Genomic DNA, 19937 nt, shown 5'->3' with positions numbered 1-19937 from the left:
GCTACTCAAAAAATGAAAACACTCAAGTCAATCGGCGAACTAAAAGCCAATATTGACAAATTAAGAGTAGAGGTTATTATTGATAAAAAGAAAGAAACCCTTACCATTAGAGATAATGGAATCGGAATGACAGAAGAAGAGGTTGACAAATACATCAATCAAATTGCTTTTTCTGGTGCTGAAGAATTCGTTAACAAATACAAAGATTCAGACACAAAAAACTCTATCATTGGGCATTTTGGACTAGGTTTTTACTCCTCTTTTATGGTATCAAAAGAAGTTGAAATTATTACTAAAAGTCAAAAACCTAATAGTACTGCAGTAAAATGGACTTGTGATGGATCACCAAACTACACCATTGAAGAGACAACGAAAAAGACAAAAGGAACCGATATAGTTCTACATATTGATGAGGATTCAAAAGAATTTTTAGAAGAAAATAGAATCAGTGCAATCCTGAATAAATATTGTAAATTTCTTCCTGTTGAAGTTAAATTTGGAACTAAAAAAATATCTGTTGATGATCCAAATGGAGCAAAAGATGATGAAGGAAAAATCAAACAAGTTGATAAAGAGGTTGATAACATCATTAATAATACCTCTCCTGCTTGGACAAAATTACCGCAAGATTTAAAGGATGAAGATTACTCTAGTTTCTACAGAGAATTATACCCAATGGAGTTCAACGAACCAATATTTAATATCCACTTGAATGTAGACTACCCATTCAATCTAACTGGTATATTATATTTCCCAAAACTGAAAAATAATTTAGAAGTCCAAAAAAACAAAATAAACCTTTATAGCAATCAAGTATTCATCACAGATAATGTAGAGAATATTGTTCCTGAATTTCTTACTCTATTACATGGCGTAATCGATTCTCCAGACATTCCATTAAATGTATCAAGATCATATCTTCAAGCTGATGGTAATGTCAAAAAAATATCCAAATACATTAGTAAGAAAGTAGGCGACAAGTTACACTCAATGTTCAAAAATGAGAGAGAGGATTTTGAGAAAAAGTGGGACGATGTGAAAGTATTCATTGAATATGGTATGCTTACTGAGGATAAATTTTTCGAAAAGTCAAAAGAGTACTTCTTACTAAAAAATACAGATTCTAAATACTCAACATTTAGCGAGCTAATAGAAAGAGTAAAAGTAAATCAGACCAACAAAGACGGTAAGACAATTTTACTCTATACTCATGACAAAGAAGAACAAGATAGCTTTGTAGCTATGGCAAAACAAAAGGACTATGAAGTACTTGAACTTGAAGGTCCATTAGTAAGTCATTTGATTTCAAAATTAGAGTCTGAAAATAGTGAGATCCAATTTACTAGAGTTGATTCTGACACTATGGATAAACTTATTCAAAAAGAAGACGATACACCTTCTCTACTCAGTGAAAAAGAGCAAGAAACATTAAGAGAATTAGTTGAGAAAAAAGTAGACGATAGTAAGTTCAGCGTTCAGGTAGAAAGTCTTTCTACAGACGACGCTCCTTTCATACTCACACAAAGTGAATTTATGAGGCGAATGAAAGAACAACAAAAACTTTCTGGTGGAATGAATATGTTTGGCGAACTGCCTGAAAACTATAACCTAGTTGTAAACTCAAACCACAAATTAATAAGTCTTCTTTTAAACTCTAAAGATGATAAAAAACAGTCTGAACTAATACAGCAATTTTTAGATTTAGCACTCCTATCACACGGTCTATTGAAAGGTAAAAAGTTAACAGATTTCATTAATAGAAGTGTGGGGATGATTAAATAAAACCCTCATTTTATTCTAAAAAACATTAGGGTGAATCCGTAAGGATTTTTCCGATGATATATAATACTACGAATTTAAAGCAGTATATTTGTTCTTTAGACCAAGTTACACATGATCTTAAGACCATCTAATATATTTATTTGCTTTTATAAACAAATGCTATTATTGACATTTTTTTTAATGTCAAATACTATCGTATTTGGACAAGTTTTAATTAACGAATACTCTGCTGCTAATTTTGATGCATTCACTGATAATTATGGTGAAAACGAAGATTGGTTTGAAATCTACAATAACTCTGGAGCTAGCGTAGATTTAAACAACTACTACCTCAGCGATAAAGCTAATAATCTTACAAAATGGCAATTTTATTCTCCAGTTATCATTCCTGCAAACGACCATTTACTAGTCTATTGCTCTGGAAGGAATGAAATTAATGGTAATAATGTCCATACTAGCTTTAAGCTTCACCAGACAAAAGGTAATGAATGGGTAATTCTTACAGCCCCTGATGGAGTTACAGTTGTAGATTCCGTTTTTATAAGACCTTGCTTGACTAATATGTCGAGAGGAAGAACAACTGATGGTGATGCTAATTGGAGTGTTTTTGTAGACCCTACTCCAGATGCAATAAACGCCAATGGTTTTGATGACTATTCTGTCACACCAACATTTGACCCTCAACCGGGTATTTATCCTGCAACAATTAATGTAACTATACCAACTACTCCAGGAATAACAATATATTATACTACGGACGGTAGTGTTCCAGATGATTCAGATAATTTATATACGGGTCCAATCGCAATTAATAATACCACTGTACTAAAAGCTGTTTCATACAATGACGAACAACAAATATTACCTAGCTTCATGGAATATGGAACTTATTTTATTGGCGTTTCTCACAATATGAAAATTCTCTCAGTTTCTGGAAGAGAATCTGATAATATGGGTGAACCTGAATTATACGAGCTAATTGCAGGAGGAAATCAAATAGAACCAAAAGGAACGTTTGAAATTTATAACGCCGACGGAACTCTATTTGACAAGGCTAGAGGAGAATTTAATGAGCATGGTAATGACTCTTGGGCTTATGCACAAAGAGGCTTTGACTACATCACAAGAGATCAGTTTGGATACAATTACGCCATTAAAGGAGAAGTATATAATGATGTCGACAGAGACCGATTCCAAAGATTTATTGTAAAATGTGCCGCCAATGATAACTACCCATTTTCATATGGAAGCTCAGGAGCTCATATCAGAGACGCTTATGTACAATCCTTATCTCAAGTAGCTGGCTTAAGGCTTGACGAACGTTCGTATGAGCCATGTGTAATGTACTTAAACGGCGAATATTGGGGCGTTTACGAATTAAGAGAAAAAGCGGATGACCTTGACTATACAGACCACTACTATGACCAAGATTCGGTTGAATTTCTAAAAACTTGGGGAGGAACATGGGCAGATGTATTAACTACTGACCAAGATCCTGCAGATGTATTTAATAGCTGGAACACAACCAGAAACTATATCACCACAAATGATATGAGTGTCCAAGCCAATTATGATTATGCAAAGAGCATATTCAATACTGGAAGTCTTATTGATTATTACATCCTCAACACCTACACTGTAAATGCCGACTGGCTGAACTGGAACACCGCTTGGTGGCACGGGTTAAAGGAAGATGGAGATAAGAAAAAATGGCGTTACGTCTTGTGGGATATGGACAACACATTTGACCACGGAGCCAACTATACAGGAATTCCTAACACCGACTTTGATGCAGACCCTTGCGATGCTGAAAGCTTTGGAAATATTGGCGGTCAAGGTCACATTCCAATCTGGAACGCCTTATTAGAAAGCGAAGAATTTTTTGACGACTACATAAACCGATGGTCAAATCTTTCAAACTCATATTTATCCTGTGACTTCATGATTCAACACCTTGATAGTCTCATTGATAACATTGAGCCTGAAATGCAAGCCCAAATAGACATGTGGGGTGGCACATATGAAGAATGGACTGACAATGTGCAAAACATGAGAGACTTTATGAGTGAAAGATGTAGCGTTTTAAATTCTGCTATTGTTGATTGCTATGATGTTGAAGGCCCATATGAAGTAACCGTTGTAATCAATGGATTAGGAGAAGTAGACTTTAACAACTTCTTTGATGTAAATAATTTAACCTCTCCTTTTAGTGGTGATTTTTTTGGCGGTATAGACATCGATTTTAGTGTTACAAGCGGAAACTTTTCAAGTTATGAAATAGTGAGCGCTATACCATATGCATACAATCCAACTGACACTGATTTTTCAATTGAACTTGAAAGTGATATCACAGTAATCTTTTACTTCGACGCCAATGAACTAACATTTTTAGTTGAACCATTTGGCTCAGGGAATATGTCGATAGACGGAAATAACATTACAGTTTTTCCTCACAATGAAAGCTACATTGATGGTGTAAATCTATCGCTCGGAGCCCAACCAAATATTGGCTGGGAAATGGGATATTGGAGTAGCAATAACCACTCCTTCACTCCTACAACAACGAATGAAGACGTTAGTATTACTGTAAATAATGATGACACTATCGTTCTGCATTTAAACCAACAAACATTTGACATTACATATATTGTTGATCCATCAAATTCAGATGTTAGCCTTTTAGTAAATGGCGAAAGTATATCTACTTTTCCATATACAACAACAGAAACATATGGTACAAACATAAGTGTGCAAGCACTATCCAACACCTTTTGGGAATTTAAGCACATGACCTCATCAAACGGGTATGTGATTGGACAATCTATTTCACCTTTTATTAATTTCAGCGTGAATAAAGGTGATACGATTGTTGTACATTTTGATGAAAACGTGTTTTACAATGTAAATTACGATATATCACCATCAAATAGTGGTCGAATAATTGCGAGTGACACGAATAACATAGAAAGTCAACAAACACTAACATATTTAGCTGAGAGGGCAGTGAACCTTCAAGCTCAGGCAATTGATGGCTGGAGATTTTCTCACTGGACTATTGAAAACAATACTCTTCAGCCAAGTGAAAATGAAACCAATGTCAATTTCTCCGTAAACTCTGATGATAACATTGTAGCCAACTTTAAAGAACTATTTGAAGTTTATGTTCCTAATTCCTTCACTCCTTCAAATGGAGATAAGATGCATAATAGCTTTGAGGTATCAATATTTTCAATGGATGGTGTCGATTATTCCTTTGAAGTTTTTAATAGATATGGCGAACGAATTTTCTTTAGTGATGATGAAACTGTTTCTTGGGATGGCTCATACAAAAATGACATTCAAGTTCCTGCCGGAGTCTACATCTACAATTTATATGTAAAATCATTATTTACAGGTAGAACTATAAATAGACAAGGTACAATTACCATACTTAGATAACACTCAAATTCCTACGATTTATTCTCTTCTTTTAGAAAGAAAAACTGAATGCTTTGATGATTGTATTTTGACTAACTTTGTAACACGTTATGGCAGTAATCGATATCAAGAACATCGCAAGGCATTTCACAGTAGGAAATGAAGTAATTAAGGCGCTCAAAAGCATAGACCTTTCAATAGAGAAAAACGAATTTGTCGCACTAATGGGACAATCAGGTTCTGGAAAATCTACTCTAATGAATATCCTTGGTTGCTTAGACACTCCTACCAAAGGAAGTTACTCACTGGCAAACAATAATGTCAGTCAGTTAAATGACAACAATCTAGCAGAAATTAGAAATAAAGAAATAGGGTTTGTATTTCAAAGTTTTAACTTATTACCAAAATCCACTGCTTTAGAAAATGTAATGTTGCCGTTAATTTACGCTGGATTCAACAAAGAAGAAAGAGAAAAAAAGGCTTTAGATGCACTCGAAAAAGTAAACCTTTCCGATAGAGTAAATCATAGACCAAATGAACTATCAGGAGGTCAAAGACAAAGAGTAGCGGTAGCAAGGGCACTCGTAAATAATCCATCAATAATTTTGGCAGATGAACCAACAGGTAACCTTGACAGTGCTACCTCAGTTGAAATAATGGCACTCTTTCAAGAAATCCATAAAAACGGTAATACCGTAATTATCGTAACACACGAAGATGAAATCGCACAATACACCCACAGAATAGTAAGACTAAAAGATGGCGAGATTGAAAGCGATACCATTAATAAATCCCCAATAAATTCATAGTCTTATGAAAGTGTACACGAAAAAAGGCGATAAAGGAACTACTCAACTAATAGGAGGAAAAAGAGTACCTAAAAATCACGAAAGAATTGATGCTTATGGAACTGTTGACGAACTAAATTCGTACATGGGCTTACTAAGAGACCAAAGTGTTGATAAGGAAACTCAAGAACTTATTATCACAATTCAAAATAAACTTTTCACCATTGGTGCTTTACTCGCTAACCAAGATGGTAACAACAAAATGAAATTACCCTTTATAGATGAAAAAGATGTAAGCCAGCTAGAAAACGAAATTGATAAAATGAATGGGTCATTACCAGAAATGCGGTCATTCATATTGCCAGGCGGTCACACTACAGTGTCATTTTGCCATATAGCTAGGTGTGTATGTAGGCGAGCAGAACGATTAACCATCCAAATTGGTGAAGACGTATTACAATTTGAAATAATTCTAAAATACCTCAATAGACTCTCTGACTATCTATTTGTATTGAGCAGATATCTGTCTAAAAATCTGAATGCGAAAGAAATCCCATGGATTTCAGGTAAATAAAAAAATTCTTGTCTATTTCGCTAAAAAAATTACATTTGCAAAAATTTTAGATATGTATTGGACATTAGAATTAGCCTCAAAATTAGAAGACGCGCCTTGGCCAGCGAACAAAGATGAGTTAATTGATTTTGCTATTCGCTCTGGTGCACCAATGGAAGTTGTAGAAAACCTTCAAGAACTTGAAGACGACGGAGAAATGTTTGATTCAATTGAAGATATTTGGCCAGACTATCCAGATAAAGACGACTTCTTCTTTAATGAAGATGAGTACTAACATTATCAAGCCGCTAAAAGCGGCTTTTTTTATGCTAATAAGCGAGCAATCCCTCAAAAAAAAAGTAAATTTGCTGATTGTAACACATCTTAAATTTAAGTAATGGGAATATTTGATTTTGCTACTAAGGTTTTTGGAAACAAATACGATAAAGATTTAAAAGAAATCAATCCTATTATTGAAAAAATCAAAAGCGTATACCCTTCTATTCAATCTCTTAGTAATGATGAGCTAAGAACCAAAACAGCCACCTTCAAACAACAAATTGAAGACGCTACTAAAGACACTTACAAAGAAATTGACTCTCTTAAAGAAAAGGCCGAAAGTACAGATATAGAGCTTCAGCAAAAGGAAACCATTTATACTGAAATAGATACACTTGAAAAGAGTGTTGTTGAAAAAACTGAAGAAATTCTAGAACAAATTTTACCAGAAGCCTTCGCCGTCATAAAAGAAACAGCCCAACGATTTTCTAATGGAAATATCGAAGTTACTGCCAATGATTTTGACAAAGACCTTGCTGCTTCATACGGCAATGTTGAAATAACAGGTGAGAAAGCCATTTATCACAATAAATGGATAGCAGCAGGAAATGAAATCGTTTGGGACATGGTTCATTACGATGTGCAGTTAATTGGCGGATACGTACTTCACTCTGGTAAAATCGCTGAAATGCAAACTGGTGAAGGAAAAACGCTTTCAGCAACCTTACCTGTATATTTAAATGCCCTTTCTGGCAAAGGTGTTCACCTTGTAACAGTAAACGATTACCTCGCCAAAAGAGACTGCGAATGGATGGGGCCTTTATACCAATTTCACGGATTATCTATTGACTGCATAGACAGGCATCAGCCGAACTCAGAAGACAGAAGAAATGCATATTTAGCTGATATTACATACGGAACAAATAACGAATTTGGCTTCGATTACCTTAGAGATAATATGGCTAGGCGTCCACAAGATTTAGTACAACGTCCACATAACTATGCTATTGTAGATGAGGTCGATTCAGTCCTAATCGATGATGCTAGAACACCACTTATAATCTCAGGGCCAACACCAACAGGCGACAAGCATGAATTTAATGAACTAAAACATAAAATAAGTTCTCTGGTTGATGCTCAAAAGAAATTTATTAATACAGTTTTAGCAGACGCTAAAAAACTCATAAAAGAAGGCGACAACAAAGAAGGTGGCTTTAAATTACTCAGAGCATACAGAGGCTTACCAAAAAATAAAGCCTTAATAAAATTCCTTAGTGAAGATGGTGTGAGAGCACTTCTTCAAAAAACAGAGAATTTTTACATGCAAGACCAAGGCAAAGAAATGCCAAAAGTTGATGAAGAATTGTTTTTTGTTATTGATGAGCAACACAATTCTATTGAGCTTACCGATAAAGGAATTGACCTTATTACAAGCAGTACCGACGACAGCAGATTCTTTATTATGCCAGATGTAGGCTCAGAAATTGCAGACCTCGAAAAAACAGAACTAAACGAAAAAGATAAGCTCATCAAAAAAGAAGCTTTTATGAGAGATTACTCCATAAAAAGCGAAAGAATACATTCAGTTAATCAATTATTAAAAGCCTATACCCTATTCGAAAAAGACGTAGAGTATGTATTAATGGACAACAAAGTAAAAATTGTTGACGAACAAACTGGACGTATCATGGACGGAAGACGTTATTCTGACGGTCTTCACCAAGCTATTGAAGCTAAAGAGAATGTAAAGATTGAAGCTGCAACACAAACTTTTGCTACCATCACACTTCAAAACTACTTCAGAATGTATAACAAGCTTTCTGGTATGACTGGTACTGCTGAAACTGAAGCTGGTGAATTTTGGGACATCTACGAATTAGATGTTGTAGTTATTCCAACAAATCGACCAATACAACGTGATGATAAAGAAGATAAAGTTTATAAAACAGCCCGTGAAAAGTATAATGCTGTAATTGAGGAAATTGTAGAACTCAGTAAGCAAGGGCGTCCTATTTTAGTAGGTACAACATCTGTTGAGATTTCTGAACTTTTGAGTCGATTGCTCACCATGAAAAATATTAAGCACAATGTTCTTAACGCTAAACTACACCAGAAAGAGGCTGACATTGTAGCAGAAGCAGGAAAAGCAGGAAACGTTACTATCGCCACAAATATGGCAGGTCGTGGAACCGACATTAAGTTGAGTAACGAAGTAAAAGGAAATGGTGGTTTAGCAATTATTGGTACAGAACGTCATGATTCAAGACGTGTAGACAGACAGCTTAGAGGTCGTGCTGGTCGACAAGGAGACCCTGGCTCCTCTCAATTTTTTGTTTCTCTTGAAGATAACTTAATGCGACTGTTTGGTTCGGATAGAATTGCTAAAATGATGGACCGAATGGGCTTAGAAGAAGGTGAGGTAATTCAACACTCTATGATTACCAAATCTATCGAAAGAGCACAGAAAAAAGTTGAAGAAAATAACTTTGGAATTCGTAAACGATTGCTAGAATACGATGATGTTATGAACGCCCAACGTACTGTAATCTATAAAAAGAGAAAGCACGCTTTATTTGGAGATCGATTAGCGGTTGATATTGATAATATGATATACGATACTTGCGAAAGTATTGCTACTGAATACCAATCAATACAAGACTTTGACGGCTTTAAATTAGAACTAATCCGATTCCTAAGTATTGAATGTCCAGTTGATGAAGAAGATTTTAAGCAATTGACTTCAGATCAATTAACTGAAAAAATATACCAAGCTTCAATTGAAAATTACAAAATCAAAAACTCTGTAATTGGCAAAAAGACGTATCCAGTAATAAAAGATGTTTTTGAAAAACAGTCGGGAACCTATGAAAATATTGTAATTCCATTTACTGACGGATTAAAGACCTTACAAGTTGTTACCAACCTCAAAGAAGCCTACGAAACAGAAGGCGGAAACATTCCACTATCCATTGAAAAAGGGGTAACTCTTACCATTATCGATAGTTCGTGGAAAGAGAACTTAAGAGAATTAGATGACCTAAAGCAATCTGTTCAAAATGCTACTTATGAGCAAAAAGACCCACTGCTTATCTATAAGTTTGAGTCCTTCAACCTCTTCAAGCAAATGATGGAACAGGTTAATAAGGATATCGTATCTTTCCTAACAAAGGCAAACCTACCTGAACAGACAAATGTAAAGCAAGAGCAACAACAAAGTCAAGAAAATCTTCAAACCGGAAGGCAAGATATTGGCGGTGGAGGCTCAAATCAAGGCTCAAAACCTAAACCAAAAGTACAACCTGTTAGAGTTGAGCAAAAAGTAGGAAGAAATGAACCATGTCCGTGTGGAAGTGGGAAAAAATTCAAACAATGCCATGGAAAATAACTAAGCCATAAGGTTTTTCCATTTGAAATACCCTACAAAAGACATAATAAAATACACTAAGATAAGACCGGCATAAAGATCTAATCCTTTGTCAATATAAAGCCCAATAGTAACTCCATTAATAACTATCCAATATTTCCAAGTAGATAAAATCTTTTTTGCTTCAAGAAAGGTAGCAAGAAAACTAAAAATAGTAGTGAAGGCATCGATATATGGACGCTCCGCATCTGTATAAGCATTGAAAAACCAAGCCAAAGAAAGTGCTATTGCACAAGATGATAAAATATAATAGACATGATTGATTGGATTCACATCACTAATTCTTAAAAGGGAGTCGTCTTTTCCTTTCCGATTCCATAAATAATAGCCATAGAACCCCATAAATACATAATAAGAATACAATATAGCCTCAGAATACAACTTAGTATGGACGAATAAAAAGATGCTTAATAAAGAGCCCAATATGCCAAAAATCCAACACTCAATTCTCTCTTTAATTAACAGCCATATGTATATCAGTCCAAAAATAACTGCAAAAACTTCTATGATAGAAAATAACTCCAAAATTCCAATAAAATGAATATGCAAATAGAGCTAAAAAATGGATATTTTCAAACAAATCAACCCATAGAAAAAGACCCTATTGAAAAATTATTCATTGATTTTATACAAAAAGATGACTACTACAAGGGAAAATTTCTACAAAAGCATTATAATTATGGCTTTGATGGGTATTCTTACATAGGGCAAAAAGACAGTACAAACCAATACCCTCATGATTTACTTCATTCATTTGTATTTTCTGAGTTCCACAAGACCAATAAATACCCCAAAGAATTTAAACACTATTTAGAGCACTCTTTTAAAAAAACCATCAAGTTGGTGAGACATATTGAAGAGAAAGTAATCGATATGCTTCAATTAGTAAATAACATACCAATTAGAACATTTCATTCGAATTATATAAAGCATATGGTGTCGACTAATTTTTATCCAAAAATTGAAAACAAAAATGAAATTATACGCTTATCCGAGCATAAAGACGTGTCCCTTTTTAGCATTTTCCCATATGGAATTAAAGAAGGCTTAGTATTGCAAAACAATGAAGGAAAATGGGAAGAAATTCCATCCACAAATAAAATTATTGGATTTTATGGCTATCTAATGGAATGTATAAGCAATGCTGAAATCATGGCAACAAACCACAAAGTGATTAATCATAAAAATGAAGATCGAAACTCATCTGTTTTTTTCTCTATACCAAAAGATTCATTTTTACCAATACTTAATTATCAGAGCAGAGATTATTATGAAAAATATTTAAGCCTTTTTTAAATACATTTTTTTAACTATTTTTGATGATAATTCCTTGAACATGAAACTGCTAACTGACTTAAAGCATTTAATAGATTTCCATAATTTTTCGGATAGTGACCTACAATCAGAAATATTTTCTTCTTCCATTATTGAAACCATTCATAAAAATGATGTAGTAATTAGAGAAGGCCAATTTATTAAATGGTTCATCATAGTTCTAGAAGGAAAGATTAGGGTTTGGCATGAATCTGATAATAAACAAGTAACTCTATACAAAATCGGTAAATTCGAAACTTGTGCTTATTCTATAGTGGCTATTGAAAAACAATATCAAGCTTTGGTCAATGCTATTGTAGTCAGTGATACCGCTACAATTCTTAAAATACCTTTAAGCAATCTCAAAGAATGGAAAAAATATCACTCATGGCAGAAATTTATGAGCGAAACTCTTATTGGGAAGTATGAAAATTTACTTGACTGTATTCATAAGCTGGCTTTCAAAAAAGTAGATGAGCGACTGCTAGAGTTTCTTAGAAAGGTCTCTGAAAAGACAAAATCAGACACAATTAACATTTCCCATAATAAACTAGCCAACGAAATTGGTTCAACTAGAGAGGTCGTTTCAAGAACCTTAAAGGATTTTGAGAAAAAAGGAAATGTTGAATTAGACTTTAAAAAAATAAAACTAAAAAAAATATAAACCTGTAACTAAAGGCACAAGTTTGCAAGGTCTTTAGTTCTTAAATTTGCATTATTAATTAAATACTTAAAAACATGATTAAACTTAAAAACATTATTACTATTAGCACTCTTTCGCTAATGCTTTTCGCTAGTTGCTCATCAACAGCGACAAAGGAAGAACAAAACACATCTAACGAAATGAAAATTGAAGAAATGAAAAAAGAAACTTATGTATTAGTTCATTCCGCTTGGCTAGGTGCATGGCAATGGGAAGGCGTAGCCAATGTACTTAGAGCTGAAGGACACAACGTTATTACTCCAGATCTTCCAGGTCACGGAAATGACAAAACAAGCCCTGCTGAAATTACTATGGAAAATTATGTGAAAACAGTGACTGACATTCTTGATGCTCAAGAAGAGCCAGTAATTCTATTAGGACATAGTTTCAATGGAATCACTGTAAGTAGGGCAGCAGAATTGAGACCAGAAAAAGTAAAGAGCTTAGTTTACCTAACTGCATTTTTACTTCCAAATGGCGGCTCATTCTTTGGTGCTGTACAAGGTGTTGAAGGCTCAAAAGCTGTTGAGAATTTCCGTTTATCTGATGATAAAACATATGCTTATGTTGTCGAAGAAGAAATTCAAAATGCATTTGCACATGACATTCCAGTTGAAGCATTCAATGGAGCAAAACCTTACATAGTGCCAGAACCATCTGCACCGCTTATGTATGAATTAGAAATTACAGATGAGAACTTTGGTTCAATTCCAAAGTACTATATCGAGTGTACTGAAGATAGAGCGATTCCAATCGAAATCCAACGTGCTATGTACCAAGATAAAGTAGAAGGAGTATTTACTATAAATTCAAGCCATACACCAAACATCTCACAACCAGAAAAAGTAGCTGAAATACTACTGAACATTTAAGGGTAGAAAACACCCTTTTCATTGTTGTTTTTTGTAAGGCAGTTAGCAATAACTGCCTTATTTTTTACCCAGCCCAATCACTTCTATCTAGCGAACGGAACTGAATCGCCTCTGCAATATGTGGGGTTTCTATAAATTCTGACTGCGATAAATCGGCAATTGTTCGTGCAACTTTAAGAATTCGGTCGTAAGCCCTAGCTGATAACTCCAATTTCTTCATTGCTTTTTTCAAAAGCGATTGACCATCTTCAGTAAGCTCACAATATTTTTTTATCAGTTTTGGACTAATTTGCGCATTACAGTGAATGGCATCTATAGTTGAGTATCTATCCTGCTGAATTTCTCTAGCTTTTATTACCCTATCTCGAATAACAACACTTGACTCAGATTTAGATGAATTTGATAATTCCTCAAATTTTACAGGAGTTACCTCAACATGTAAATCAATTCTATCTAACAATGGTCCTGAAATTTTAGCTAAATATTTTTGAACTATTCCTGGGCTACACAGACATTCTTTTTCTGGATGGTTGTAAAATCCACATGGACACGGGTTCATTGAAGCGACTAACATAAAGCTAGCAGGGAAGTCTACGCTAAACTTTGCTCTTGAAATTGTTACAACTCTATCTTCCAGAGGCTGACGCATAACCTCTAATACCGTTCTTTTAAACTCAGGCAGTTCATCCAAAAAAAGAACTCCATTATGCGAAAGAGAAATTTCTCCTGGTTGAGGAAATGCACCTCCACCTACTAGTGCTACATCAGAAATAGTATGGTGTGGCGATCTAAATGGCCTAGAAGTGAGTAAAGAGGTATTGTCTGACATTCTGCCTGAAACAGAATGAATTTTAGTAGTCTCTAAAGCTTCATTCAAACTTAGTGGTGGTAAGATTCCAGGTATTCGTTTTGCCAACATTGTCTTGCCTGAACCTGGAGGGCCTATCAATATTACATTATGCCCTCCAGCGGCAGCAATTTCTAATGAACGCTTGATATTTCGTTGCCCTTTCACATCAGAAAAGTCGATGTCAGATTGTTGAATAGCATCAAAAAACTCTTTTCTTGTATCAACGTATAGCGGTTTTAATTCAAGCTCTCCATTAAAGTAATCAATTAATTCTTTAATATTTTCAATTCCATAAACGTCAAGGTTATTAACTATTGCCGCTTCTTTTGCATTTGCTTTAGGAACAATCAAACCCTTAAAGCCTTCTTTTCTAGCCTGTATGGCGATTGGTAAAGCTCCTTTTATGGGTTGTACCCCCCCCATCTAAAGATAATTCGCCCATTGTAACAAAGTCTTTTAACTTATCTTCTTTTATTTGGTGTGTGGAAGCTAGGATTCCAATAGCAAGCGGAAGGTCATAAGCAGAACCTTCTTTTCTAATATCGGCAGGTGCCATATTAATTATAAACTTCTTTCCAGGAATACGATAGCCAGTATTTTTTAGTGCCGCTTCTATTCGATAATGACTTTCTTTAACCGCATTATCTGGCAGTCCTACTAGAAAAAATTTTATGCCAGCTGAGGCATTTACTTCAATCGTAATGGTAGTGGCATCTATACCGAAAACGGCTGAGCCATAAGTTTTGACAAGCATTTAAGTTTATTTTAATCTACCTTTTTACTGGTAAAATTCTTCTATACCATTATCTAGCCACGCTTTGAATAAACCAACCTCACCATAGTCTTGGTAATTTGCTGAGACACCTAATTGATTTTCATCGTGGTCAAGAATAACATAATAAGGCTGTGAGTTTGTTTTGTACGTTTCAGCTTGTAGTACCGTCCATTTGTCTCCTACAGTCCTTACCTTCTTCTTTTTACCAGCAATAGTAGTTTCATATTGTTCCTCTTCAGGAAGAGGCGTTCGTTCATCGACATACAAGGAGATAAGTACCACTTCTTCTTTTAGAGTTTTCTTAACCTCGGGGTTAGACCATACTTGCTCTTCCATTTTACGGCAGTTAACACACGCCCAACCCGTAAAATCAATCATTACTGGCAACCCAACTTTCTTGGCATGAGCAAGTCCATCTTCATAATCGTGAAAGACCATCAAACCTTGAGGGCCTAAATGCTGTCCCTCATGCTCATCATGAGAATCAACTGAAGATCCTCCAGCAGTATAACCCACTCCGTATGGCGACTCACTGTAATGCATTGGCGGTGGGAAAGCGTTAATTAGCTTTAAAGGCGCGCCCCATAATCCAGGTATCATATAAATAGTTAGCACCCCTGTTAGTATAGCAGTGAATAATCGCCCTACTGAAAGGTATTCTATATCGCTATCATGGGACAACTTAAACATACCTAATAAATACATAGTAAGAAGTCCAAAAATTACTATCCATATGGCAATAAATACTTCTCTTTCTATGAAATGTGTTTGCCAAACTAAATCAGCATTTGAAAGGAATTTAAAAGCTAATGCCAATTCTAGAAATCCTAAAACTACCTTTACTGAATTCAACCAACCGCCCGACTGAGGTAAAGAATTCAACCATCCTGGGAAAGCCGCAAAAAGAGCAAAAGGCAATGCTATGGCTAATGAAAATCCTAACATACCAATTATTGGCCCCATATAATCACCACCTGAAGCTGCCTCAACTAAAAGTGTTCCCACTATTGGACCTGTACAAGAAAATGATACTAAAGCCAATACTAAAGCCATGAAGAAGATACCAATTAATCCTCCTTTATCTGAGGCTTTATCGGCTTTGTTTATCCATGAGTGTGGTAAAGTCAACTCAAAGGCACCTAAAAAGGAAGCTGCAAAAACAACAAGTAATACAAAGAATGCAATATTGAAGTAGGCATTAGTAGCCATACTGTTCAGTACTTCAGGACCAAATACTGCCGATACACCAACGCCTAGCGCAACGTAAATGAATATGATTGACAATCCATAAATAATGGCATTTGAAACTCCTTTTGCTTTACTTTTACTTTGCTTCGTAAAATAACTTACCGTCATTGGAATCATTGGAAATACACAAGGTGTTAGTAGAGCTGCAAAACCACTAAAAAATGCAATAAAAAATATACTCCACATGCCTTTTTTAGATTTTTTTTCCTCATTATCTGAAGATGGACTATCATCTGAAGATATCAAATTAAGTGATGATGACGATTCACTTTCTTCTTCAACAACAGTTTCAGTCTCATCAGTAGATTTACCACTGCCAAGTGCAAAAGAAAACTCAACATACTCAGGAGGTAAGCATTGAGACTCATCACAAACCATAAATACAAATTCACCACTAACTGTAGCTGATTGGTCTAATAACTTAACTTTTTGACTAAAGACGGCTGTTTTCTTAAAGTATTTTAGCACCATATCAAAGTTTGGGTCAAACTCTTCAATAGGCTCTCCCTCTTCTACATTTCCAACTAGTTCATAGTCCTCTGAATCGAAAAAGGTAAACTCTGTTGGTATTGGACCGTCATCACCCACATGTTGGGAATATACATACCAACCATCTTCTATGTTGGCTTCGAAAACTAAATTATATTCTGAATCGCCTAAATCCTCATGAGAAAAACTCCATTCAACAGGGTTGAAAATTTGGGAAAACAGTAAGCTAGGTAAGAAAAATATAAGGGCTAAAAGAAACTTTTTCATAATTATTTATTTATCTGTTGTTTTAAAACTAATAGTAATTCTGAGGGTTTTTGACTTCCGATAAGATATCTTAAACCATCCTTATCAACTAATTCTACACATTCTCTTCCTCTAGTGTAAAAATGTATCGCTCCATTTCTATGAAGGTTGTATACGGCTCTATTAAAGAAAAATCGACTATATTTTATTTTGGAAACACTTTTGATTGATGACATATCAATTTTCACTTTTCTAGCAGTCCATAATCCTTCTAAAATGAGGCTTCCATTGATGACTTTTGTTTTAAAGTGAATGATAAAAACAAGTACGGCTGAAACAAACACTATAGCTACACCAAGGAAAAATAAAAGATTTCCAGAGCCTATAGCTTCTTGAGTATCTTCCGACCAGTAGAACGATAAAAAGCAGAAAAGAGCGAGTACCATGCGTCTTAAAAAAGACAAACGGTTGTAGCCTAAATGCTGACTTTCTTCAAATAATAATTCATCACTCATGTTTGATTTTTCAAAGGTTGGACAAGATAAACTTTTTCTGTTTCTGCGACAAGTTTGTAAGACTCATTTATACGTTCACCAAGCACACATACAATATCATCTAACGAACAAATCACCCAAGTATTTTCTTTTTGAACGGAAGAGAGTTTTTCATCGATTAAATAGTCACTTATTTTCTTTCTCCCTTTCATGCCAAGTGGAATGAAGACGTCGCCATGCTTCCATTTTCTTAGTGTCAATGGAAAGTGCAACTTATCATAATCTAATATCGATATTTTACTATCCTTTTTAAAGTCAAAAGATGAATAATCATAAACATCAATCTTCAATGATATAGGCTCATCTACCTTTCTAGTATCTTCATTAAGTTGAATACTAACATCAGGGTTAGATGGGATTAAGGAGAGGCATAAAGCGTTTCTTTCTTTTACAATTCGATATACTGAATTTAAAACCTTTTTACCTACTTCACCCTTCAACAGAGAGAATACATCTTTCCAATTAAAAGGGCCATAATGTTTAAGGCATTCGTAGAGAACTTCTTCTTTATTATTCAGGGTATTTAGGCGTCCGATTTCAAAAAATTTTACACTCTCTTTTTCGAAAGTATGGTGTTCTAGATAATACTCTACCTCTTTTAAAAGGCGTGCATATTTACGTTTATTAGCTTCAATTTCATCTAGCAAATCCGATTTAGACAAATCTGGCATAATTTCGTGCCTTATTCTATTTCTTTGGTAGTCTAAAGATAGGTTTGATTTATCTAATCTAAATTCAATTGACTGTTCTTTGATAAAACCTTCAATTTGTTGAACACTAAAATCAAGCATTGGTCGAATGATATTTCCATTTTTAATGGGGATGCCTTGTAATGCCCCAACGCTAGATTTTCTACTTTTCTTTATTAATAACGTTTCAAGAATATCTTCAGAATGGTGAGCTGTTACAATTTTGGTGTAATTGTATTCCTGCACTGTCTCATTAAAAAATTGGTAGCGTAAATCTCTTGCTGCCATTTGGATTGATAGGCTATTTTTCTTAGCATAAAGCTTAGTCTCAAATGATTTTGAATAAAATTCTACACCCAAATCTTTGGATAAGTTTCTAACAAACTGTTCGTCTAAATCACTGTCTTCACCTCTAAGTTTAAAGTTACAGTGTGCAATCCCAAATTCATATGGTAATTCACTAAATAGATGTGCCATACACACACTATCTTTGCCTCCACTAACGGCTAGCAACAGCTTATCATCATCGGCAATAAGATTATGCTTAGAAATAAATTGAGATAGCGTATTAAGCATTTAGCACCTCCAACATCGCTTTTGCCTTAAGTTCACATTCGGCATATTCTTCGTCCCCTTTAGCATTGGAGGTAATTGCACTACCAACAGCTAATGAAACATAGCCATTAGTAGCATTGTACAAAATACTTCGAATGACTACATTGAAATCAAAATCTCCATCCGGTGTCACATAACCTACTGAACCTGAATATAAGCCTCTTTTAAAAGTTTCATATTCTTCGATAAGCTGCATAGCTCTAATTTTTGGTGCTCCAGTCATGCTTCCCATTGGAAAGGTAGTTTTCAAAACCTCGCTCCAATGAACATCGTCTTTTAGTTTAGAGGTAACGGTAGAAATCATCTGATGCACTTGTGAGAAGGAATAAATACCAAATAACTCCTCAACCTTTACTGAAGATTTCTCAGCTGTTTTAGATAAGTCATTTCGGACCAAATCAACAATCATCACATTTTCTGACTGTTCTTTTGGACATTGACGCAACTCCTCTTTTAATTTCAGGTCTTCTTCTAATGAATTACCTCGTTTTCGTGTTCCTTTTATGGGCTGAGAAACAACTATGTTGTCAACTTTCTTAATAAATCGCTCAGGACTAGCACTCATTAAATAAAAATCATCGGCTCTGAAAAATGCTGAAAATGGGGAATTTGAAATTTCATTGAGATTTTCAAAAGTATTGACTGGATTTAGCTCTGCTGAGTTTGCAAAATACTCTTGACAAAAATTAATTTCATAAATGTCACCTCTTTTAATATGCTTTTGAAGCTTGTTAAATGTTGAAATATATTCAGACTTTGAAATTCTACTTTTCACACTAACAACTGATACACTAGAATCCTCTTTTTGAGTTAGCATAATTTCTTTGAATACTAACTGCATTTTCTTTCTTGGCACATCAAAAGGAAAATGAATATTAATATCGTTACCAATAATTTCAAACAGCCATTTTGGCTGAAAAAAACATAAATTAGGAAGCTGAATTTCATCCATATTTTTCGACTGTAAGTCTTCAACTTCATTTTTTAAATCATAACTCAAAAACCCAAATATCCAGTCCTTTTTTGCATCGTGGAAAGACCTCAACGAATTAAAGGAATCTTCATTAGAAATAAGTGTCGATATAGAATCAGCCCCAACCAACATATCATATTTCATATGCAAACCATTTTCTACACTAGTCCCACCTATATACGATGCTGAATGTTGAAATTGAGATGCCCAATACAATAGATTTTTCTTGAACGTTTCAATATTTGCTATGTGATATGTTGCTGTTTGTCTCACACTACAAAACTAATGATTATTGCATCTGAAAGGTCTAAGAATTAATTGTATTAGATTATTTTTTTTAACTTGTCAGCTAACAAATCATATTTT

At 34.7% G+C, this 19937-nt stretch carries 14 protein-coding genes and 1 pseudogene; 9 read left to right on the top strand and 6 right to left on the bottom strand.

Annotated elements, in window-relative coordinates:
- From htpG to secA, 6 genes are all read left to right on the top strand, one after another.
- The coding region (htpG, locus tag ISP73_02775) for a molecular chaperone HtpG (GenBank protein ID MBL6657510.1) at positions 1–1782 on the top strand (1782 nt) is incomplete at its 5' end.
- A 180-nt stretch (positions 1783–1962) separates the two neighbouring features.
- Complete coding sequence (locus tag ISP73_02770; protein MBL6657509.1) at positions 1963–5220, top strand: CotH kinase family protein; 3258 nt, start codon at positions 1963–1965, stop codon at positions 5218–5220.
- Positions 5221–5309: 89 nt separating this feature from the next.
- Positions 5310–6008 carry an ABC transporter ATP-binding protein gene (locus tag ISP73_02765; protein ID MBL6657508.1) on the top strand — a complete coding sequence of 233 codons (699 nt, stop codon included), beginning with the start codon at positions 5310–5312 and terminating at the stop codon, positions 6006–6008.
- A gap of 4 nt (positions 6009–6012) precedes the next feature.
- A complete protein-coding gene (locus ISP73_02760) occupies positions 6013–6561 on the top strand; it encodes a cob(I)yrinic acid a,c-diamide adenosyltransferase (protein MBL6657507.1) in 549 nt (182 codons plus the stop codon).
- Positions 6562–6613: 52 nt separating this feature from the next.
- On the top strand, positions 6614–6835 hold the full coding sequence (locus tag ISP73_02755) for a DUF2795 domain-containing protein (GenBank protein MBL6657506.1): 222 nt from the start codon (positions 6614–6616) through the stop codon (positions 6833–6835).
- A gap of 102 nt (positions 6836–6937) precedes the next feature.
- Positions 6938–10204, top strand: a complete 3267-nt coding sequence (gene secA, locus ISP73_02750; protein MBL6657505.1) for a preprotein translocase subunit SecA — start codon at positions 6938–6940, stop codon at positions 10202–10204.
- Here secA and ISP73_02745 read toward each other — a convergent pair whose 3' ends face one another.
- Positions 10205–10768, bottom strand: coding sequence for a nicotinamide mononucleotide transporter (locus tag ISP73_02745; protein MBL6657504.1), 564 nt, complete (start codon positions 10766–10768; stop codon positions 10205–10207).
- Between the two features lie 12 nt (positions 10769–10780).
- On the opposite strand from ISP73_02745, the gene ISP73_02740 reads away from it, so the two are divergent.
- From ISP73_02740 to ISP73_02730, 3 genes are all read left to right on the top strand, one after another.
- Positions 10781–11539 (top strand): hypothetical protein, encoded by a 759-nt coding sequence (locus ISP73_02740; GenBank protein MBL6657503.1) that lies wholly within the window; start codon positions 10781–10783, stop codon positions 11537–11539.
- Between the two features lie 40 nt (positions 11540–11579).
- The gene (locus tag ISP73_02735; protein ID MBL6657502.1) at positions 11580–12221 is read left to right on the top strand and encodes a Crp/Fnr family transcriptional regulator; all 642 of its coding nucleotides are present in this window, start codon (positions 11580–11582) and stop codon (positions 12219–12221) included.
- Positions 12222–12415: 194 nt separating this feature from the next.
- Positions 12416–13132, top strand: a complete 717-nt coding sequence (locus ISP73_02730; protein MBL6657501.1) for an alpha/beta hydrolase — start codon at positions 12416–12418, stop codon at positions 13130–13132.
- A gap of 64 nt (positions 13133–13196) precedes the next feature.
- On the opposite strand, the pseudogene ISP73_02725 reads toward ISP73_02730, so the two are convergent.
- The 5 genes and pseudogenes from ISP73_02725 to ISP73_02705 form a co-directional block, all read right to left on the bottom strand.
- Positions 13197–14736: pseudogene (locus ISP73_02725) on the bottom strand (YifB family Mg chelatase-like AAA ATPase).
- 24 nt (positions 14737–14760) lie between these two features.
- Positions 14761–16761: a thioredoxin family protein gene (locus ISP73_02720; GenBank protein ID MBL6657500.1), complete on the bottom strand. Its 2001-nt coding sequence runs from the start codon at positions 16759–16761 to the stop codon at positions 14761–14763.
- Between the two features lie 2 nt (positions 16762–16763).
- Complete coding sequence (locus tag ISP73_02715) at positions 16764–17186, bottom strand: hypothetical protein (protein MBL6657499.1); 423 nt, start codon at positions 17184–17186, stop codon at positions 16764–16766.
- A 65-nt stretch (positions 17187–17251) separates the two neighbouring features.
- Complete coding sequence (gene tilS, locus ISP73_02710) at positions 17252–18559, bottom strand: tRNA lysidine(34) synthetase TilS (protein ID MBL6657498.1); 1308 nt, start codon at positions 18557–18559, stop codon at positions 17252–17254.
- Positions 18552–19844: an anthranilate synthase component I family protein gene (locus tag ISP73_02705; GenBank protein ID MBL6657497.1), complete on the bottom strand. Its 1293-nt coding sequence runs from the start codon at positions 19842–19844 to the stop codon at positions 18552–18554. Before ISP73_02705 ends, tilS begins: the two co-directional genes overlap by 8 nt.
- Between the last annotated feature and the right edge of the window lie 93 nt (positions 19845–19937).

The sequence above is a fragment of the Flavobacteriales bacterium genome (assembly GCA_016779935.1).
Lineage (GTDB): Bacteria > Bacteroidota > Bacteroidia > Flavobacteriales > UBA7312.
The sequence above is the reverse complement of the archived record's forward strand: the minus strand, read 5'-3'. Positions and strand labels throughout refer to the sequence as shown.